The sequence below is a fragment of the Azospirillum ramasamyi genome (genome assembly GCF_003233655.1).
Lineage (GTDB): Bacteria > Pseudomonadota > Alphaproteobacteria > Azospirillales > Azospirillaceae > Azospirillum > Azospirillum ramasamyi.
This window is the reverse complement of the sequence record NZ_CP029829.1, coordinates 2,520,341-2,538,922: the sequence shown is the minus strand read 5'-3', so window position 1 is coordinate 2,538,922 and position 18,582 is coordinate 2,520,341. Positions and strand designations below refer to the sequence as shown.

The window sequence follows — 18,582 nt, the reverse complement described above, 5'->3', positions numbered from 1 at the left end:
CCGGAGCGGGCTTGACTGCATACGTGGATATGTCGTAACTAGGTTGCACAACCGTTACAGGGACAAACGAGATGCAGACTGAAACTGGGGCGCCGCGCGGGCGCCGTGCGGGTGCCGGCCGTCCGAAGACCGGAAAGCCGAATCCCATCGATGTCCATGTCGGATCCCGCGTCCGTCTCCGCCGCACGCTTCTCGGCATGAGCCAGGAAAAGCTGGGCGAAGCCATCGGACTGACCTTCCAGCAGGTGCAGAAGTACGAGCGCGGCGCCAACCGCATCGGCGCATCGCGTCTGTTCGATCTCAGCCGCGTTCTCGACGTGCCGGTCTCCTTCTTCTTCGACGACATGCCGGCCGATGCCGCCGCCGCCCGCGTCGAGGACGAGGACGAGACGGGTGCCTCGGACGAGCGCTCCGCCTCCACCTACGAGCCCGATCCGATGGCCAAGCGCGAGACGCTGGAACTGGTCCGCGCCTACTACAAGATCAGCGACCCGTCGGTGCGCAAGCGCCTGTTCGAGCTGACGAAAGCGGTCGCCAGCGCAGCCGTCGCGGAAGCGGCGGAGTAACTCCTGCCGGTTGACCTGCGGCATGGGATACCCACCGAAAGGGATGGCGCGGCACACCCGCGCTCCCCCTTCGTGTGGCGTGCGCGCTGATTGGCCCAATCCTTTACCGCCGGTAGTCTTCTTGACCGCGGGGGAATTCCTTGTCACAACCGGCTTTGGACCGGTGTCTGCGGCCGCTGTACCGGTCTGCCGTTTCGGCTCATGAAATAGCGTGCCGCCGAATGCCGAGGTTTCCCGTGGCAAAGCTCAACTACGTCTTCACCAGCGAATCCGTGTCGGAAGGTCATCCCGACAAGGTCTGCGACCGCATCTCCGACGCCATCGTCGATCTTTATCTTTCGCACGACCCGCAGGCCCGCGTGGCCGTCGAGACGCTCGCGACCACCAATCAGGTCGTGCTGGCCGGCGAGGTTCGCGGCCCCGACAGCATCAAGGCCGACCAGCTGGTCGAGGTCGCCCGCGCCGCGGTGAAGGACATCGGTTACGAGCAGGACGGCTTCCATTGGGAGAAGATGGACGTCAAGTGCTTCGTCCACTCCCAGTCCGCCGACATCGCCGTCGGCGTCGACGCCGCCGGCAACAAGGACGAGGGGGCCGGCGACCAGGGCATCATGTTCGGCTATGCCTGCCGCGAGACCCCGGCCCTGATGCCGGCGCCGATCTATTACAGCCACGCCATCCTGAAGTCGCTGGCCGAGGCGCGCCATTCCGGCGCCGCCCCCCAGCTGGGCCCGGACGCCAAGAGCCAGGTCACCCTGCAGTACATCGACGGCCGCCCGACCCGCGCCACCGCCATCGTGCTGTCGACCCAGCATGCCGAGGGGCTGGACCAGGACGCCGTGCGCGAGATCGTCATGCCGCACATCGTCAACTGCCTGCCGGAAGGCTGGATGTGCGATCCCAAGAACCTGTACGTCAACCCGACCGGCCGCTTCGTCATCGGCGGCCCCGACGGCGACGCCGGCCTGACCGGCCGCAAGATCATCGTCGACACCTACGGCGGCGCGGCCCCGCACGGCGGCGGCGCCTTCTCCGGCAAGGATCCGACGAAGGTCGACCGTTCCGCCGCCTATGCCGCCCGCTACCTCGCCAAGAACGTCGTCGCGGCGGAGCTGGCGGAGAAGTGCACGATCCAGGTCTCCTACGCCATCGGCGTGTCGAAGCCGCTGTCGGTCTATGTCGACACCCACGGCACCGGCAACGTCGACGAGGACCGTCTGTCCGATGTGCTGCAGCAGCTGGTGGACCTGTCCCCGCGCGGCATCCGCACGCATCTGGGCCTGAACAAGCCGATCTACGCCCGCACCGCCGCCTACGGCCATTTCGGCCGCGAGCCGGAAGTGGACGGCGGCTTCTCGTGGGAGAAGACCGATCTGGTCGGCGACCTGCGGAACGCCTTCCTCTAAGGCGCCTTCGCGGCATAGTATCCGCAGCCGATGCGGAAAGGACGGCAGGGGCTGGAAACGGCCCCTGCTTTCTTTTGCGCCTTCCTCATTTCCATGCAGCGTTCCGACATGACCGACGACAGCATCTCCGGTTCCCTTTCCGAAAGCTCCAACCGCCTGTTCGGGCGCCGCAAGGGCCGGCCGCTGCGCAAGCGCCGGACGGAACTGATCGACACCCTGCTGCCGCAGCTCCAGATCGCGCTGCCGAAGCCCGGCGAAAGCCTGGATCCCGCCGCGCTGTTCGACACGCCCAAGCGCGAGGTCTGGCTGGAGGTCGGGTTCGGCATGGGCCATCACCTCGCCTGGCAGGCCGGGCGCAATCCCGATGTCGGATTCATCGGCGCCGAGCCCTTCATCAACGGCATCGCCGGCCTGCTGGGCATGGTCGACGACGAGGCCCTGAGCAATGTCCGCATCCAGCCCGACGACGCCCGGCCGTTGCTGGACGCCCTGCCCGACGCCTCCATCGGCCGCGCCTTCGTGCTGTTCGCCGATCCCTGGCCCAAGAAGCGCCACGCCGACCGCCGCTTCATCGGACCGGAGAACCTGCCGCGGCTGGCCCGCGTGCTGAAGGACGGCGCGGAGCTGCGCCTGGCCAGCGACGACATGGGTCTGGTGCGCTGGATGCTTGAACATACGGTGAAGCATCCCGATTTCGAATGGACGGCCCGCCGCCCGTCGGACTGGCGCGTCCGGCCCGACGACTGGCCGGCGACCCGCTACGAGGAAAAGGCCATCGCCGCCGGCCGCAAGCCGGTTTTCATGCGGTTCGTCCGCCGCCCGCGAAGCTGACCCATACCCGTTCCGCTTGAGAATCCGGCCGGTATAGCCAATCAGGCCGGAAAAGGCTTGCGGCAGCGGACGGAATGGCTATATTCACCCTCTGAGAACCCATACGGATTGGCGGCCCGGGCAACCGGGCCGGCGAGACGCTTTGCGGGTGGGCTTTTGCCCACTTATTTTTTTATCAGCGTGTGGAAGCACGCGCTTGTTGAACCTTCTGTTGTGGAAACCTCGTCCGGTTCGATCCCGGCCGCAGGCTTTGGGTTAGGTGGAATGGACGCTACAGGTCGCATCGAACAGATCATCACGCCGTCGGTCGAAGCCATGGGCTATGAAGTCGTGCGCGTTCAGATCTCAGGCGGCCAGCGGTCGGTTCTCCAGATCATGGCGGAGCGCGCCGACGGCGCGCCCATGACCGTCGAGGACTGCGCCGACATCAGCCGCTCCGTCTCGGCCCTGCTGGACGTGGAAGACCCGATTCGTGAAGCCTACACGCTGGAGGTCAGCTCGCCCGGCATCGACCGGCCGCTGACCCGCCTCAAGGATTTCGAGCGCTTCGCCGGCTTCGAAGCCCGGCTTGAAAGCCGCATGGCCACCGATGGCCGCAAGCGCTTCAAGGGCATGCTGAAGGGGGTCGAGGACGGCCTCGTGTGCATCGATACCGATCAGGGACCGGCCCGGCTGGAGTTCGACAACATCCTGCGCGCCAAGCTGGTGCTGACGGACGAGTTGATCCGCGCCAGCCAGGAGCAGCAGGAGGGCCCGCAGAACTGACGGCACGGGTCCGCCAAGGACGCGCCGACAGGATGCCCGCCCCCGAAAGCCGAACCGATATCCCGCCGAACCGACCGGACATCACGCAAGACCGGCATCACACAAGACCGAGCCAGGAAGTGTAACGGATGGAATTGCTGCAAGTCGCTGACGCGGTCGCCCGCGAAAAGAACATCGACCGGGACGAAGTCCTGGAGGCGATGGAGCAGGCGATTCAGAAGGCCGGCCGCTCCAAGTACGGCCACGAGCACGACATCCGCGCCCGGATCGACCGCAAAACCGGCGACATCCATCTGACCCGCCACCTGGAGGTGGTCGAGACGGTGGAGAACGAGGCGACGCAGGTCACCCTGCCCTACGCCCAGCGCCGCAAGCCCGGGGCCAAGATCGGCGATTTCCTGGTCGACCCGCTGCCGCCGATCGACTTCGGCCGCATCGCCGCCCAGACCGCCAAGCAGGTGATCGTGCAGAAGGTGCGCGACGCCGAGCGCAAGCGCCAGTTCAACGAGTACAAGGACCGCAACGGCGAGATCGTCAACGGTCTGGTCAAGCGCGTCGAATACGGCAACGTCACCGTCGACCTGGGCCGCGCCGAAGCGATCCTGCGCCGCGACGAGCTGCTGCCGCGCGAGCATTTCAAGAACGGCGACCGCGTGCGCGCCTATATCTACGATGTCCGCGAGGAACCGCGCGGGCCTCAGATCTTCCTGTCGCGCACGCATCCGATGTTCATGGCGAAGCTGTTCGCCCAGGAAGTGCCGGAGATCTATGACGGCATCATCGAGATCCGGGCGGTCGCCCGCGATCCGGGAAGCCGCGCCAAGATCGCCGTCCACAGCAACGACAGCTCCATCGACCCGGTCGGCGCCTGCGTCGGCATGCGCGGCAGCCGCGTCCAGGCGGTCGTCGGCGAGCTGCAGGGCGAGAAGATCGACATCATCCCGTGGTCGGGCGAGGCGGCGACCTTCGTCGTCAACGCGCTCGCCCCGGCCGAGGTCGCCAAGGTCGTGCTCGACGACGATAACCGTCGCATCGAGGTGGTGGTGCCCGACGATCAGCTGTCGCTGGCCATCGGCCGCCGCGGCCAGAACGTGCGCCTCGCCTCGATGCTGACCGGCTGGGACATCGACATCCTCACCGAGCAGGAGGAGTCGGAGCGCCGGTCGGAGGAAATCCACAGCCGTTCCGCCCTGTTCATGCAGGCACTGGACGTCGACGACGTGATTGCCCATCTGCTTGTCGCCGAAGGCTTCACTTCGGTCGAGGAGATCGCCTTCGTCGAGACCGAGGAACTGGCCGAGATCGAAGGCTTCGACGAGTCGGTCGCCGACGAGCTGAAGCAGCGCGCTCTCGCCTTCCTGGAAGTGCAGGACGAGCAGGCGAACGAGCGCCGTCTGGAGCTGGGCGTCGAGGACATCGTCGCCGAGCTGACCGGCTTCACCGCCACGCAGCTGGTGAAGCTGGGCGAGAACGGCGTGAAGACGCTGGACGATCTGGCCGATCTGGCCGGCGACGAGCTGGTCGAGATCCTGTCCAAGGACGGCGCCAAGGATGCCCCCTCGGAGGAAGAGGCGAACGCGATCATCATGGCCGCGCGCGCCCACTGGTTCGAGGGTGAGGAACAGGACGGCGCCGCCGCGGCCCCTGCGGCGGATGGCGGCGCAGGTGGCCAGGGCGCGCAGGCCTGACCGGCAGCAATGCCGGTTGGAACCGCGCCCGACAGGAACGATTATTCGGGACCGCGCGAGCGGATGACGATCGGATGACCGAACGGAACGACGAACGGACACCGACCGCCGCCGCGGATGCGGTGCCGGATCAGGAATTGGCACAGGACGAAGGTGCCGGGACGGAACACCTGCCGGCCGACGACGAGAAGGGGCCTCTGCGCCGCTGCATCGCGTCTGGCACGGTCGGGCCGAAGGAGGGCAAGATCCGCTTCGTGATCGGCCCCGACGGCGAGGTGGTTCCCGACCTGGAGGAACGTCTGCCCGGCCGCGGCCTTTGGGTCACGGCCGACCGGGATGCCCTGGCGAAGGCCATGGGCAAGTCCGTTTTCGCCAAGGCGGCCCGTCGGGCGGTGAAAGTACCGCCCGATCTGGCCGAGAGGCTGGAACGGCTGCTGGAACGGCGTTGTCTGCACGCGTTGGGCCTTGCCCGCCGTGCCGGCCACGTTTTGGCGGGGTATGAGAAGGTGCGCGAGGCGTTGAGGGCCAACCAGGTCGGCCGTGCGGGTCCCCCGCCGGCCCTGCTGGTCGAAGCCGCCGACGGCTCGCTGGACCAGCGCGGCAAGGTGACGGCGCTCGCGCCGTCGCTGCCGGTGATCGATCTGTTCCAATCCTCGGCCTTGGCCGCGGCGCTGGGACGCGATCACGCGGTGCATGCCGTGGTGGCGCGGGGCAGGCTGGCCGCAGGGCTGGCCCGCGACGCGGCACGCCTGAGGGGGCTGAAGGGTCCCCAAGGGCATCCGGATCCAGAAGGTCCCCCAGGGGACCGGGATGCGCACCAGGAATCTGATAAGGGCTGGGGAGTCGGCGATACGGCCGGCCGGCCTGCGATGTAACGTCTGACCACTCGGGAACCGATGACCGATAGCAACGACCAGGACCAGAAGAAAGTCTTGCACCTAACCGGCGCCAGCAAAGGAAAGCTGGAGTCGAAGAAGCCGGTCGAGACCCAGGTCCGGCAGAGCTTCTCCCATGGCCGGTCAAAAGCGGTGACCGTAGAGGTCAAGCGCAAGCGTCATGTTGAAAAGGGCGCCGTGCCCGGCGTTGCCGACGGCGGCGCCGCCGCGCGTCAAGCCGCCCAGGGCCTGCCCATCCGCGGCGCGGCCGGCCAGCGGCCCCGCGGCGGCAGTGCCCCTGCCGGACGCCAGTTGACCCGCGAGGAGCTGGAATCCCGCCTGCGTGCGCTTCGTGGCGCCGCGGCGTTCGAAGAGCAGCGCCGGATCGAGGCCGAGGAAGAAGCGGCCCGCGCCGAAGCCCGCGCCGCCGAGGCCGCCGAACGCGCCGCTGCGGAAGCAGCAGCTCCGGCCGCCGACACCGACACTGCCGCCGCCGACACCGCTGCCCCGGCCCCGGCCGCCGCCGGTGCTCCGGCCGCCGCCCAGCCGGAAATGCCGCCGATCATCCTGGACGCCGACACCTTGCGCCAGCGCGAGCTGGACGAGATGCGCGCCATCCAGGAGGAAGAGCGCAAGATCGCCGAAGAGGCCGAACGCCGCCGCAAGGAGGAAGAGGCCAAGCGCAAGGAAGCCGAGGAGGCGAAGCGCCGCGACGCCGAGCCGGCGGCCCGCCGTGATGGCGGCCGCGACGGTGCCCGTCCCGCCGGCGCCCGTCCGGCCGGCGACCAGCGCCCCGGCGGTGCCTCCGCCCGTCCCGCCGGCGACGCCGCTCCCGGCCGTACCCTGCCGGGCGCCGGTGCCCCGCCGGCCCGCGCGGTCGAGGAAGAGGACGACAACCGCCGCAAGGGTGGCCGTGGCGGCGCCCCGGCCAAGGCCGCTCCGGCCCGTCCGGCCGCCAAGGCTCCCGCCGGCGCCGACCGCCGCAAGGGCAGCAAGCTGACCGTCTCGCAGGCGCTCAGCGACGACGGCAGCGACCGCACCCGGTCGCTGGCTGCCGTCCGCCGTGCCCGCGAACGTGAACGCCTGCGCCAGATGAGCCGTCAGGAGACCCAGAAGGTCACCCGCGACGTCGTCCTGCCGGAGGTCATCACCGTCCAGGAACTGGCCAACCGCATGGCCGAGCGTGGCGCCGACGTCATCAAGGCGCTGATGCGCATGGGCGTGATGGCGACCATCAACCAGACCATCGACGCCGACACCGCCGAGCTGGTCATCACCGAGTTCGGCCACCGCGTCCGCCGCGTGTCGGAGTCCGACGTCGAGATCGGCCTGCGTGCCACCGAGGAAGAGGGCGCCATCCTGGTGCCGCGTCCCCCGGTCGTCACGATCATGGGCCACGTCGACCACGGCAAGACCTCGCTGCTCGACGCGCTGCGCCAGACCGACGTGGTGTCGGGCGAGGCCGGCGGCATCACCCAGCACATCGGCGCCTATCAGGTGCAGCTGGAGTCCGGTGCGCGCATCACCTTCATCGACACCCCGGGCCACGCCGCCTTCACCGAGATGCGTGCCCGCGGCGCCAACGTCACCGACGTGGTCGTGCTGGTGGTCGCCGCCAACGACGGCGTCATGCCGCAGACGGTCGAGGCCATCCGCCACGCCAAGGCGGCCAAGGTTCCGATCATCGTCGCCATCAACAAGTGCGACCTGCCCGATGCCAAGCCGGAGCGCGTCCGCCAGGAACTGCTCCAGCACGAGCTGGTGGTCGAGGAGATGGGCGGCGACGTTCTCGACGTCGAGGTGTCGGCCAAGGCCAAGCGCAACCTGAACAAGCTGGAAGAGGCCATCCTCCTCCAGGCCGAAATCCTGGAGCTGCGGGCCAACCCCGAGCGTACCGCCGAAGGCGTCGTCATCGAGGCGAAGCTGGAGCGTGGCCGTGGTTCGGTCGCCACCGTGCTGGTCCAGCGCGGTACGCTGAAGGTCGGTGACGTGTTCGTGACCGGCGCCGAATGGGGCCGCGTCCGTGCGCTGATCAACGACCGCGGCCAGAACGTCAACGAGGCGGCCCCGGCCGCTCCCGTCGAGGTTCTGGGCCTGAACGGCACGCCGATGGCCGGCGACGACTTCACCGTCGTCGAATCCGAAGCCCGTGCCCGCGAGATCGCCGAGTTCCGCCAGCGCAAGAAGCGCGAAGCGGTGGTGGCGGCCTCCGCCCGCGGTTCGCTGCAGGACATGTTCAGCCGCATCCAGGCCGGCGAGGCCAAGGAACTGCCGGTCGTCATCAAGGGCGACGTGCAGGGCTCGATCGAAGCCATCGCCAGCTCGCTGGAGAAGCTCACGGCCGAGAACACCGAGGTCAAGGTCCGCGTCCTGCACAACTCGGTCGGTGCGATCAACGAGTCCGACATCACGCTGGCGAATGCGTCCAACGCGATGATCATCGGCTTCAACGTCCGCGCCAACCCGCAGGCCCGCGACCTCGCCAAGCGCGACGGCGTCGAAATCCGCTACTACTCGATCATCTACAACGTGATCGACGACGTGAAGGCGGCGCTGACCGGTCTGCTGTCCCCGACGCTGCGGGAACGCTTCATCGGCTACGCGACCATCCGCGAGGTGTTCAACATCACGAAGGTCGGCAAGGTCGCCGGTTGTATGGTCACGCAGGGCGTCGTCAAGCGCGGCGCCGGTGTCCGCCTGCTGCGCGACAACGTCGTCATTCACGAAGGCACGCTCAAGACGCTCAAGCGCTTCAAGGACGAAGTCAAGGAAGTGCGCGAGGGTTACGAGTGCGGCATGGCCTTCGAGAACTACGACAACATCCAGGCCGGCGATCAGATCGAAGCCTTCGAGATCGAAGAAATCGCTCGCGAGCTGTGACCTGTTCGGTTCGCCCGATCCTTCCGGCATCCTGTCGGGACGGATCGGGCGGCCTTCTTCGCTTTCAAGGGCGCGGGATCAATCCTGCGCCCTGTTCCTATGTTGGGGTGACCGCCGCCGCCCTGCTCCCGCGATGCGGGATGCGGTTGGGGCGGAAGACCGACGGCACCCATCTGTGTGTGATTGGCCGGTGAGCTGAAGCAGCCCGGCAAGAGACATCGACGAAAGACACGTACCATGGCCAGCAAGAAGCGCGGCGCGTTCATCGCCGGCAAACCCCCGTCCCAACGGCAACTGCGCGTCGGCGAGGAGGTGCGCCACGCGCTTGCCGACCTGTTCCGACGCGGTGACTTCCACGACCCGGAGCTGGCCTCGCTGAACGTCACGGTCACCGAGGTGCGGATCAGCCCCGACCTGTCCAACGCCACCGTCTTCTATTCGACGCTGGGCGGCGAGCGGATGGAGGAGGCCCAGGTCGCGCTGCGCCGGGCCGCCGCCTTCCTGCGCGGACAGGTCGCGCGCATGGTCAACCTGCGCCACGCCCCGACGCTGAGTTTCGAGGCTGATACCTCCTTCGACTACGCCCACCGCATCGACAGCATCCTGCACAGCCCGGAGGTCGCCCGCGACCTGAGCGGACATCCGCTGGGCCGCGTCAACGGCGACGACGACCATGACGAGGATGAGGACGATTCCTGGGACGAGGATGAGGACGATCTCGGCCCCGACGAGGCGGACGACGACCTCGACGACGACGACCGCGCCATGCTCGATGACGAGGAAAAGGGCGAGGAGAAGGGCGAAGGCGACGACGTGAGCCGGGGCGGCCGTCGTGGCTCGTAAGCGCAAGGGCACGCCGATCCATGGTTGGATCGTGCTGGACAAGCCCGAGGGCATGACCTCCACCCAGGCACTGTCGAAGGTGCGCCGCCTGCTGAACGCCGAGAAGGCCGGGCATGGCGGCACACTCGACCCGCTGGCGACCGGCATCCTGCCGATCGCGCTGGGCGAGGCGACGAAGACCGTCTCCTACGCCATGGACGGGGCCAAGACCTACCGCTTCTCGATCCGCTGGGGCGAGCGGACGACCACGGACGACCGCGAGGGCGAGGTGATCGCCCGCTCCGACCATCGCCCGTCCACCGAGGCGATCCGCGCCGCCCTGCCCGCCTTCCTCGGCGAAATCCAGCAGGTGCCGCCGCAGTTCTGCGCCATCAAGATCGACGGCGAGCGTGCCTACGACATCGCGCGCGAAGGCGACGCGGTGGAACTGGCCGCCCGCACCGTCCGCATCGACCGCTTCGAGCTGGTCGAGGAACCGGACGCCGACCATGCGGTGTTCGAGGTGGATTGCGGCAAGGGCACCTATGTCCGATCGCTGGCCCGTGACCTGTCGGAGGCGCTGGGAACGGTCGGCCATGTCGGGCTTCTGCGCCGTTTGCGGGTCGGTTCCTTCACGCTGGACCGCGCGATTTCCCTGGACGAACTGGCCGCCATGGAGCAAGGTGCGGCCGTCGAACGACTTCTGTTGCCGATCGAGACCGCGCTGGACGACATCCCGGCGCTGGCCCTGACGGAAGCGGAAGCGCACCGACTGAGGCACGGCCAGACGGTGGCTCTCCTCACCCGGCAGGATCGTGAACGGCTGATGGCCGTTCAGGGTGCTGACGGTGGGGATGGCACCGTCATTGCGCTTTTCGGCGGAACGCCGGTGGCATTGGCCCGTGTCGAGGGGGCGGAGGTCCGTCCGGTGCGCGTGCTCAACCTCACTTGATTTAGGAGACCCCGATGTCGATTACGCCCGAGCGCAAGCAGGAGCTGATCAAGGAATTTTCCCGCGGCACCAACGACACCGGTTCGCCCGAGGTCCAGGTGTCGATCCTGACGGAGCGCATCAGCAACCTGACGGAGCACCTGAAGGGCCACAAGAAGGACTTCCACTCCCGCCGTGGTCTGCTGGTGATGGTCGGTCAGCGCCGCCGTCTGCTCGACTACCTGAAGAAGAAGGATCAGTCGCGCTACGCCGCTCTGATCGAGCGTCTGGGCCTGCGCCGCTGATCGCTGCGCCGTCCCGCCGACGGGTTCGGGTTCCCCTGGCCGGCCACCGGCCGGGGGTTTCCACGGAGATCCGGCGGGAACACGGAAGTCGAGTACCGATATTCTCGTCCACCTGTATCGTTCCGGAACACCTCATTGGTTATTGGCAATAGAAACTCGATCTTGAGCGTTTCGTGACGGACAGGCCGGCCCGTTTATTCGGGGACCGGCCTTTTTTGCATCCACGGCACTTCTATCTCGATTCGTTCATTCCTGTTGTCGAACACCATATCTTCAGTTTTCTCGCGGGGTCCTACGACCGATGGCCCCGGCCTTGGGCGGCAATCCGGCCGTTGCAGGGTGTCGGATGGAAGGAAAGAATCCATGTTTACTGTTCACCGTAAAGAAATCGAATGGGGCGGGCGCAAGCTGGTCCTGGAAACGGGCAAGATCGCCCGTCAGGCCAACGGTGCTGTTCTGGTCACCTATGGTGACACCACCGTCCTCTGCACCGCCGTCGCCGCCAAGGCGCCGAAGCCGGGCGTCGATTTCTTCCCGCTGACCGTCAATTACCAGGAAAAGGCGTTCGCCGCCGGTAAGATCCCCGGCGGCTTCTTCAAGCGCGAAGGCCGTCCGACCGAGAAGGAAACGCTGGTCAGCCGCCTGATCGACCGTCCGATCCGTCCGCTGTTCGCCGATGGCTTCCGCAACGAGACGCAGGTCATCTGCACCGTGCTGAGCCATGACCTGGAGAACGACCCGGACATCGTGGCGATGGTCGGCGCCTCGGCCGCCCTGACGATTTCCGGCATCCCCTTCCTGGGTCCGATCGGCGCCGCCCGCGTCGGCTACAAGAACGGCCAGTACATCCTGAACCCGACCATGGACGAGGTCGAGGACAGCGATCTGGATCTGGTTGTCGCCGGCACCACCGAAGGCGTGCTGATGGTCGAATCGGAAGCCAAGGAGCTGACCGAAGAGGTCATGCTGGGCGCCGTCATGTTCGGCCACACCAATTTCCAGCCGGTGATCGAGATGATCATCGATCTGGCCGAGGAAGCGGCGAAGGAGCCGTGGGATCTGCCGGAGCCGGCCTATGACCGCAAGGCCCTGAAGGCCCGCCTGCGCGAGACCGTCGGGTCGGACGTCGAGGCCGCCTATACCGAGATGGTCAAGCAGTCCCGCTACGAGAAGGTCGGCGCCGCCAAGGCGAAGGCGATCGAGACTCTGGGCGAGGAATTCGAGCCCCATGCCATCGGGATCGAGTTCAAGGAGCTGGAAGCCGACATCCTGCGCGGCGCCATCCTGAAGACCGGCCGCCGCATCGACGGCCGCGACACCAAGACCGTGCGCCCGATCGTCTCGGAAGTCGGTGTGCTGCCGCGCGCCCACGGTTCGGCGCTGTTCACCCGCGGCGAGACCCAGGCGCTGGTCGTGACCACGCTGGGCACCAGCCAGGACGAGCAGATCATCGACGCGCTCGAAGGCGAGTACCGCGAGCACTTCATGCTGCACTACAACTTCCCCCCGTATTCGGTGGGTGAAGCCGGCCGCATGGGCAGCCCGGGCCGCCGCGAGATCGGCCACGGCAAGCTGGCGTGGCGCGCCATCCACCCGCTGCTGCCGAAGAAGGAAGACTTCCCCTACACGCTGCGCGTCGTGTCGGAAGTCACGGAGTCCAACGGCTCCTCCTCGATGGCCACCGTCTGCGGCACCTCGCTGTCGCTGATGGACGCCGGCGCGCCGCTGGCCCGTCCGGTCGCCGGCATCGCCATGGGCCTGATCAAGGAAGACAGCGGCTTCGCCGTCCTGTCGGACATCCTGGGTGACGAAGACCACCTGGGCGACATGGACTTCAAGGTCGCCGGCACCGAGGTCGGCGTCACCGCCCTGCAGATGGACATCAAGATCACCTCGATCACCGAGGAGATCATGGAGATCGCGCTGGGCCAGGCCAAGGACGGCCGCCTGCACATCCTGGGCGAGATGGCCAAGGCGCTGACCGGCGCCCGCGAAGGCGTCAACGAGAACGCCCCGCGCATCACCGTGATCAACATCCCGAAGGAGAAGATCCGCGACGTGATCGGCTCCGGCGGTAAGGTGATCCGCGAGATCGTCGAGCAGACCGGCGCCAAGATCGACATCGAGGACGACGGCACCGTCAAGGTCTCGGCCGTCGACCAGAAGAAGTCGGATGCCGCCATCGAGTGGATCAAGGGCATCGTCGCCGAGCCGGAGATGGGCGTGGTCTACACCGGCAAGGTCGTGAAGGTCGTCGATTTCGGCGCCTTCGTGAACTTCCTGGGCTCGCGCGACGGCCTCGTCCACATCTCCGAACTGGCGCAGCAGCGCGTCGGCAAGGTGTCGGACGTCGTGTCGCAGGGTGACTCGGTGAAGGTCAAGGTCATCGGCTTCGACGACCGCGGCAAGGTGAAGCTGTCGATGAAGCAGGTCGACCAGGCCACCGGCGAGGACCTGAGCAAGAAGGCGGAGTGATCCGTCGGAATTGGCGGCGGGGCGCGGGCTGCGGCCCTCCCCCGCCGGGTTCATGAGAAGGGCGCCTTCCCGCGGGAGGGCGCCTTTTTCATGATGGACGCTTGAACTTCACAAGACCGGCAGCCGGCCGGTGCGCAGCCATTCCACGGCTCGAAATGGATGAGCGACGATCAAGCGAGCCTTGGCTGTCTCTACCAGCGCCACCCGTCCGCTCTCCATCTCCCGGCCCTTCAGTCCCAGGAAATCATCGAAGTTGGCAGTGACCAGCAGATGCGCTCCTCCCGCGATGGCGGTGTCCACGACATGGGCGTCCTCCTCGTCGCGCATCGGCATCAAGCCCGTGCCGCCGAGCGTAAGATGCGGCGCCGTTCCGGCCGGTCCCAACCGGGCGTAGCCGGCGATCGTTTCGACCAGCAGATCCACCGTCGGACGCGGAACACCCCAGTCCACTTCAAAGACCTTGCGCAGCCGGGTCAACATTCCCCACGACGCGACCAGCTGCAACGGGGCATCGGCGGCATGACCCGACCGCACCATGCCGACCAACGTTTGCGAGGCCGTATTCCTGGCACCCTTACGGTCGGCCAGGAAGGCGGCGCACCAGACGTTCAAATCCAAGCAGAGATTCAGGACTTGCTGCGCCATTTGGATGCAGTCACCGCGTCAGGCGCACAGCTTCGGCCAGCAGTTCGTCCTCGTCCACGCCCTCGTTTACGTCTTCGTCGCCGGCTGGATCCGGTACATTGGTCATCTCCCCGACGAAGCGGCGGTGCGCCACCTCCCATTCCGCATCCAGCGTCTTCCGCGTGATGGCACGGGTCAGGGAAGCGATATCTTCATCCGTCCCGAGCTTCTCTATCCGGCGGAAGGCGGCCCGTGCTTCGGACGGCAGTCGGGCATAAAAGCGTAGTGCCGCCGCGGCAATCTGGGCAGGCGACCGGTCCTCCAATTCGGCGATCTGTTCCACCGCCTGCGCGGTTTCTTCGTCCGCATAGGCCGAGATGGTGCGGGCAGGCATGGCGTTCTCCAGAATCTCCGGTTCCTCCAGATATGATCCGGACAGAAAGAACCGACAAGCGGCATTCTTCCCGTCCAGGCACCATGCTGTGCAGGAATGCCTGATTTCCCCGCCCTGCCCCGCTCATATCGCGCGCCGAACGTCTCCTCGATCTGATGCAGGTTCTGCGTCGGCATGGCCAAGCGGTCAGCAGCAGGTCGATTGCCGACAAGTTGGGGCTGGGGGCTTTCCCTTCCGCTTCGGACTTATGCCGGTCAGCCAGCGCGATTTCGACGTGATCGCCGGGACGATGCGGGCGAAACCGGCGGCGTGACCGAAAAAGATCCACTGGCGGGGCGGGATGAAAATCCCTTCCCCCGGCGTCTCCACGGACAACGAACCGAGCGCCTCCAAGGGCTTGGGATCTCTCATACCTTGGTGTCAGAGTACGAACGAATGGCGGTTCTTCCTGACCGAGATCAAGGCGCCCCCCCTCGTAGTCGGCCATACATGCGCTTATATCGACCGCAAGCCTGACCAAGGTCACTTGTTCCGGGGCCATCGTTCTATGCATCGCTTCGCCAATCCCGCCCGTTTCCTGCGCCTTTCGGCCGTGCTGCTGCCGTGGTGCGCCGGTGCGACCGTGATCCTGACGATCCTCGGGCTGTGGCTCAGCCTGTTCGGCTCGCCGCCCGACTATCAGCAGGGTGAGACGGTGCGGATCATGTACATCCATGTGCCCGCCGCCTGGATGAGCCTTTTCGTCTACACCAACATGGCCGCCGCCGCCGCCGCCGGTCTGGTGTGGAAGCACCCGCTGGCCGACCTGTTCGCCAAGGCCGCCGCCCCCATCGGCGCCGGCTTCACCTTCGTTTGCCTGGTGACCGGGTCGCTGTGGGGAGCGCCGATGTGGGGCACCTGGTGGGTGTGGGACGCCCGGCTGACCAGCGTGCTGATCCTGTTCTTCCTGTATCTGGGCTACATGGCCCTGGTGAACGCCTTCGACGATCCGCAGCGCGGCATGAAGGCCGGCAACGTCCTGCTGCTGGTCGGCATCGTCAACGTGCCGATCATCAAGTTCTCGGTCGACTGGTGGAACACGCTGCACCAGCCCGCCAGCGTCGTGCGCATGGGCGGCCCCAGCATCGACCCCAGCATGCTGACGCCGCTTCTGGTGATGGCCGGCGCATTCACCGCCTATTTCCTGACCGTGGTCCTGCTGCGCGTGCGCGCGGAGATCGCCCAGCGCAAGATCCAGACGCTGAGGCTGTCGGTCGCCGGCGACGGCGCCGTGACGGACGGGATGCAGGGCTGAGGACGCAGGGATCAAAACGATGAACGAATTTCTCCACATGGGCGGCTACGCCGCCTACGTCTGGCCGGCCTACGGCATCGCCGCCCTGGTCCTGCTGGGCCTCCTGGTTGCCACCTGGAAGGGGCTGCGCAACGCCGAGGCGACGCTGAAGGCGCTGGAAAGCGCCCGGCCCGCCCGCCGCCGCACCCGCAACGCCGGCCGCAAGCCGGCCGATCAGAACGCCGGAACACCGGCGGAAGCGAGCAAAGGATGACCCGCAAGAAACGCCGCCTCTACATGCTGGGCCTCGCCCTCCTGGGGCTGGGCTCGGCGACCGCCCTGGCGCTGACCGCCTTCCAGGACAACATCGTCTTCTTCTACAGCCCGACCCAGCTGCAGACGCAGCAGGTGGGCGACCGCAATTTCCGCCTGGGCGGGCTGGTCGAGGAAGGCAGCATTCAGAAGATGCAGGACGGGCTCACCACCTCCTTCCGCGTCACCGACACCGCGCACACCATCGACGTCCGCTACCGCGGCCAGCTTCCCGACCTGTTCCGCGAGGGCCAGGGCGTGGTGGCCGAGGGCAAGCTGACCGACGGCGTCTTCGTCGCGCGCGAGGTTCTGGCCAAGCATGACGAGAACTACATGCCGCCCGAGGTGTCGGAGGCGCTGAAGCAGGCCGGGGTCTACAAGAACCCGGCGGAATCCGAGACGAAGACCGCGAAGAAGGAGTAGCGGGACCGTGATCCCCGAACTCGGCCATTACGCGCTGGTGCTGGCGCTGTTCGTCGCGCTGGTGCAGTCGGTGCCGCCGCTGATCGGCGCCGCCACCCGCAACGCCGCCTGGATGAACGTCGCGGTGCCCGCGGCGATCGCCCAAATGCTGCTGGTGCTGGTCGCCTATGCCGCCCTGACCTGGGCGCATGTGGTGTCGGACTTCAGCGTTCTGAACGTGGTGCAGAACAGCCACTCGGCCAAGCCGATGCTCTACAAGGTGTCGGGCGTCTGGGGCAACCACGAGGGCTCGATGATGCTGTGGATCGTCATGCTGACGGTCTTCGGCGCCGCCGTGGCCATGTTCGGGCGCAACCTGCCGCCGACGCTGAAGGCGCGGGTGCTGGCGGTCCAGGGGATGATCGGGATCGGTTTCCTGCTGTTCGTCCTGGCGACCTCCAACCCCTTCATCCGCGTGGTCCCGGCGCCGATCGACGGCAACGACCTGAACCCGCTGCTGCAGGACCCCGGCCTCGCCTTCCATCCGCCCTTCCTCTATGCGGGGTATGTCGGCTTCTCCATGGCCTTCTCCTTCGCCGTCGCCGCGCTGATCGAGGGGCGGGTCGATCCCGCCTGGGCGCGCTGGGTCCGGCCCTGGACGCTGGCGGCGTGGTCGACGCTGACCATGGGCATCGCCATGGGCTCCTGGTGGGCCTATTACGAGCTAGGCTGGGGCGGCTGGTGGTACTGGGACCCGGTGGAGAACGCGTCCTTCATGCCCTGGCTGGCCGGCACCGCGCTGCTGCATTCCGCCATCGTGGTGGAGAAGCGCGACGCGCTGAAGAGCTGGACCATCCTGCTGTCCATCGTCACCTTCTCGCTGTCGCTGATGGGCACCTTCCTGGTGCGCTCCGGCATCCTGACCTCGGTCCATGCCTTCGCGGTCGATCCCAAGCGCGGCGTCTTCATCCTGGTCCTGCTGGTGATCGCCACCGGCGGCTCGCTGCTGCTCTACAGCCTGCGCGCGCCGTCGCTGAAGGCCGGCGGGCTGTTCGCGCCGATCAGCCGCGAAGGGTCGCTGGTGCTGAACAACCTGCTGCTGTCCACCGCGACGGCGACGGTGTTCATCGGCACGCTCTATCCGCTGTTCCTCGACATCCTGGACCTGGGCAAGGTGTCGGTCGGTCCTCCCTTCTTCAACGCCACCTTCATCCCGGTCGCCATCCCGATGATCATCGCCATGGTGGTCGCCCCCTTCCTGTCCTGGAAGCGGGCGGATGTGTGGGCGGCGCTGAGCCGGCTGTGGATCGCCGGCGTGGCCGTGGTGATCGCCGTCGCCATCGCCGCCTATGTCAAGGCGGGCGGCGGACCGCTGCTGGCGCTGGTGGGCATCGCGCTCGCCGCCTGGGCCTTCGTCGGCTCGCTGGTGGAGTTCGCCGACCGCATCGCCCTGTTCCGCACCTCCTTCCGGAACAGCTGGCACCGCGCCGTGCATCTGCCGCGCAGCGCCTGGGGCATGACCATCGCGCACGCCTGCGTCGGCCTGTCGATCCTCGGCATGACCGGCACCTCGGCCTGGCAGACGGAATCCATCACGGCGATGAAGCCGGGCGACCAGACCAGCGTCGCCGGCTACGAGTTCCGCTTCGACAGCGTCGGGCTGATCGACGGTCCGAACTACAAGGCGGAACGCGGTGTCTTCACCGTCACCAAGGATGGCCAGCCCATCGCCACCCTGACGCCGGAACGCCGCAGCTACACCACCACCCGGATGACCACCACGGAATCGGCCATCCACACCACGATCTTCTCCGACCTGTATGTGGCGATGGGCGATCCGACGCAGAACGGCGCCGCCTGGATCGTCCGCATCTATCACCACCCGCTGGTGCCGTGGATCTGGATCGGCGGCGCGGGAATGATGCTGGGCGGACTGGTGAGCCTGACCGACCGCCGGTTCCGCATCGGCGCGCCGGAACGCCGCCGTACGGGCGGCAAGTCGGCTCCGCTTCCGGCCGAATGAGGACCAAGAC

17 protein-coding genes are annotated in these 18,582 nt (G+C 67.2%); 15 read left to right on the top strand and 2 right to left on the bottom strand.

Annotated features, from left to right (window positions below; all coding sequences use genetic code 11):
• The first annotated feature begins 71 nt into the window (after window positions 1–71).
• The 11 genes from DM194_RS11930 to pnp all read left to right on the top strand — a co-directional run bounded on the left by DM194_RS11930 (window position 72) and on the right by pnp (window position 13,544).
• The gene (locus tag DM194_RS11930; protein ID WP_111067507.1) at window positions 72–566 is read left to right on the top strand and encodes a helix-turn-helix domain-containing protein; all 495 of its coding nucleotides are present in this window, start codon (window positions 72–74) and stop codon (window positions 564–566) included.
• A 236-nt stretch (window positions 567–802) separates the two neighbouring features.
• Entirely contained in the window at window positions 803–1,972 is a 1,170-nt protein-coding gene (metK, locus tag DM194_RS11925) for a methionine adenosyltransferase (protein WP_111067958.1), read from the top strand.
• Between the two features lie 108 nt (window positions 1,973–2,080).
• Window positions 2,081–2,803, top strand: a complete 723-nt coding sequence (trmB, locus tag DM194_RS11920) for a tRNA (guanine(46)-N(7))-methyltransferase TrmB (RefSeq protein ID WP_111067956.1) — start codon at window positions 2,081–2,083, stop codon at window positions 2,801–2,803.
• Between the two features lie 264 nt (window positions 2,804–3,067).
• Window positions 3,068–3,568, top strand: a complete 501-nt coding sequence (gene rimP, locus DM194_RS11915) for a ribosome maturation factor RimP (protein ID WP_111067506.1) — start codon at window positions 3,068–3,070, stop codon at window positions 3,566–3,568.
• A 128-nt stretch (window positions 3,569–3,696) separates the two neighbouring features.
• Window positions 3,697–5,256 (top strand): transcription termination factor NusA, encoded by a 1,560-nt coding sequence (nusA, locus tag DM194_RS11910; protein WP_111067505.1) that lies wholly within the window; start codon window positions 3,697–3,699, stop codon window positions 5,254–5,256.
• A 74-nt stretch (window positions 5,257–5,330) separates the two neighbouring features.
• Entirely contained in the window at window positions 5,331–6,131 is an 801-nt protein-coding gene (locus DM194_RS11905; RefSeq protein WP_111067504.1) for an RNA-binding protein, read from the top strand.
• A 21-nt stretch (window positions 6,132–6,152) separates the two neighbouring features.
• Window positions 6,153–9,011 (top strand): translation initiation factor IF-2, encoded by a 2,859-nt coding sequence (gene infB / locus DM194_RS11900; protein WP_111067503.1) that lies wholly within the window; start codon window positions 6,153–6,155, stop codon window positions 9,009–9,011.
• Window positions 9,012–9,248: 237 nt separating this feature from the next.
• A complete protein-coding gene (rbfA, locus tag DM194_RS11895) occupies window positions 9,249–9,854 on the top strand; it encodes a 30S ribosome-binding factor RbfA (protein WP_111067502.1) in 606 nt (201 codons plus the stop codon).
• The gene (gene truB / locus DM194_RS11890) at window positions 9,844–10,785 is read left to right on the top strand and encodes a tRNA pseudouridine(55) synthase TruB (protein ID WP_111067501.1); all 942 of its coding nucleotides are present in this window, start codon (window positions 9,844–9,846) and stop codon (window positions 10,783–10,785) included. The genes rbfA and truB overlap by 11 nt, the downstream gene beginning before the upstream one ends.
• 14 nt (window positions 10,786–10,799) lie before the next feature.
• Window positions 10,800–11,069, top strand: coding sequence for a 30S ribosomal protein S15 (rpsO, locus tag DM194_RS11885; protein WP_014249210.1), 270 nt, complete (start codon window positions 10,800–10,802; stop codon window positions 11,067–11,069).
• A gap of 363 nt (window positions 11,070–11,432) precedes the next feature.
• On the top strand, window positions 11,433–13,544 hold the full coding sequence (gene pnp / locus DM194_RS11880; protein WP_111067500.1) for a polyribonucleotide nucleotidyltransferase: 2,112 nt from the start codon (window positions 11,433–11,435) through the stop codon (window positions 13,542–13,544).
• Between the two features lie 108 nt (window positions 13,545–13,652).
• On the opposite strand, the gene DM194_RS11875 is transcribed toward pnp, so the two are convergent.
• A complete protein-coding gene (locus tag DM194_RS11875; protein WP_111067499.1) occupies window positions 13,653–14,189 on the bottom strand; it encodes a PIN domain-containing protein in 537 nt (178 codons plus the stop codon).
• A gap of 10 nt (window positions 14,190–14,199) precedes the next feature.
• Window positions 14,200–14,562: a ribbon-helix-helix domain-containing protein gene (locus DM194_RS11870; protein ID WP_111067498.1), complete on the bottom strand. Its 363-nt coding sequence runs from the start codon at window positions 14,560–14,562 to the stop codon at window positions 14,200–14,202.
• A 547-nt stretch (window positions 14,563–15,109) separates the two neighbouring features.
• Here DM194_RS11870 and DM194_RS11860 point away from each other — a divergent pair.
• From DM194_RS11860 to DM194_RS11845, 4 genes are read left to right on the top strand one after another with little or no spacing between them, the layout of a single operon-like run.
• Window positions 15,110–15,856, top strand: coding sequence for a heme ABC transporter permease (locus tag DM194_RS11860; protein ID WP_111067497.1), 747 nt, complete (start codon window positions 15,110–15,112; stop codon window positions 15,854–15,856).
• A gap of 19 nt (window positions 15,857–15,875) precedes the next feature.
• The gene (gene ccmD / locus DM194_RS11855) at window positions 15,876–16,109 is read left to right on the top strand and encodes a heme exporter protein CcmD (protein WP_111067496.1); all 234 of its coding nucleotides are present in this window, start codon (window positions 15,876–15,878) and stop codon (window positions 16,107–16,109) included.
• The gene (gene ccmE, locus DM194_RS11850) at window positions 16,106–16,570 is read left to right on the top strand and encodes a cytochrome c maturation protein CcmE (RefSeq protein WP_111067495.1); all 465 of its coding nucleotides are present in this window, start codon (window positions 16,106–16,108) and stop codon (window positions 16,568–16,570) included. The genes ccmD and ccmE overlap by 4 nt, the downstream gene beginning before the upstream one ends.
• 7 nt (window positions 16,571–16,577) lie before the next feature.
• Entirely contained in the window at window positions 16,578–18,572 is a 1,995-nt protein-coding gene (locus DM194_RS11845; RefSeq protein WP_111067494.1) for a heme lyase CcmF/NrfE family subunit, read from the top strand.
• The last annotated feature ends 10 nt before the right edge of the window (window positions 18,573–18,582 follow it).

Coding starts and splice junctions, on each gene's coding strand:
- DM194_RS11930 (WP_111067507.1), top strand. CDS start 72: ATGCAGACTGAAACTGGGGCGCCGCGCGGGCGCCGTGCGGGTGCCGGC.
- trmB (WP_111067956.1), top strand. CDS start 2,081: ATGACCGACGACAGCATCTCCGGTTCCCTTTCCGAAAGCTCCAACCGC.
- rimP (WP_111067506.1), top strand. CDS start 3,068: ATGGACGCTACAGGTCGCATCGAACAGATCATCACGCCGTCGGTCGAA.
- nusA (WP_111067505.1), top strand. CDS start 3,697: ATGGAATTGCTGCAAGTCGCTGACGCGGTCGCCCGCGAAAAGAACATC.
- DM194_RS11905 (WP_111067504.1), top strand. CDS start 5,331: ATGACCGAACGGAACGACGAACGGACACCGACCGCCGCCGCGGATGCG.
- infB (WP_111067503.1), top strand. CDS start 6,153: ATGACCGATAGCAACGACCAGGACCAGAAGAAAGTCTTGCACCTAACC.
- rbfA (WP_111067502.1), top strand. CDS start 9,249: ATGGCCAGCAAGAAGCGCGGCGCGTTCATCGCCGGCAAACCCCCGTCC.
- rpsO (WP_014249210.1), top strand. CDS start 10,800: ATGTCGATTACGCCCGAGCGCAAGCAGGAGCTGATCAAGGAATTTTCC.
- pnp (WP_111067500.1), top strand. CDS start 11,433: ATGTTTACTGTTCACCGTAAAGAAATCGAATGGGGCGGGCGCAAGCTG.
- DM194_RS11875 (WP_111067499.1), bottom strand. CDS start 14,189: ATGGCGCAGCAAGTCCTGAATCTCTGCTTGGATTTGAACGTCTGGTGC.
- DM194_RS11870 (WP_111067498.1), bottom strand. CDS start 14,562: ATGCCTGCCCGCACCATCTCGGCCTATGCGGACGAAGAAACCGCGCAG.
- DM194_RS11860 (WP_111067497.1), top strand. CDS start 15,110: ATGCATCGCTTCGCCAATCCCGCCCGTTTCCTGCGCCTTTCGGCCGTG.
- ccmD (WP_111067496.1), top strand. CDS start 15,876: ATGAACGAATTTCTCCACATGGGCGGCTACGCCGCCTACGTCTGGCCG.
- ccmE (WP_111067495.1), top strand. CDS start 16,106: ATGACCCGCAAGAAACGCCGCCTCTACATGCTGGGCCTCGCCCTCCTG.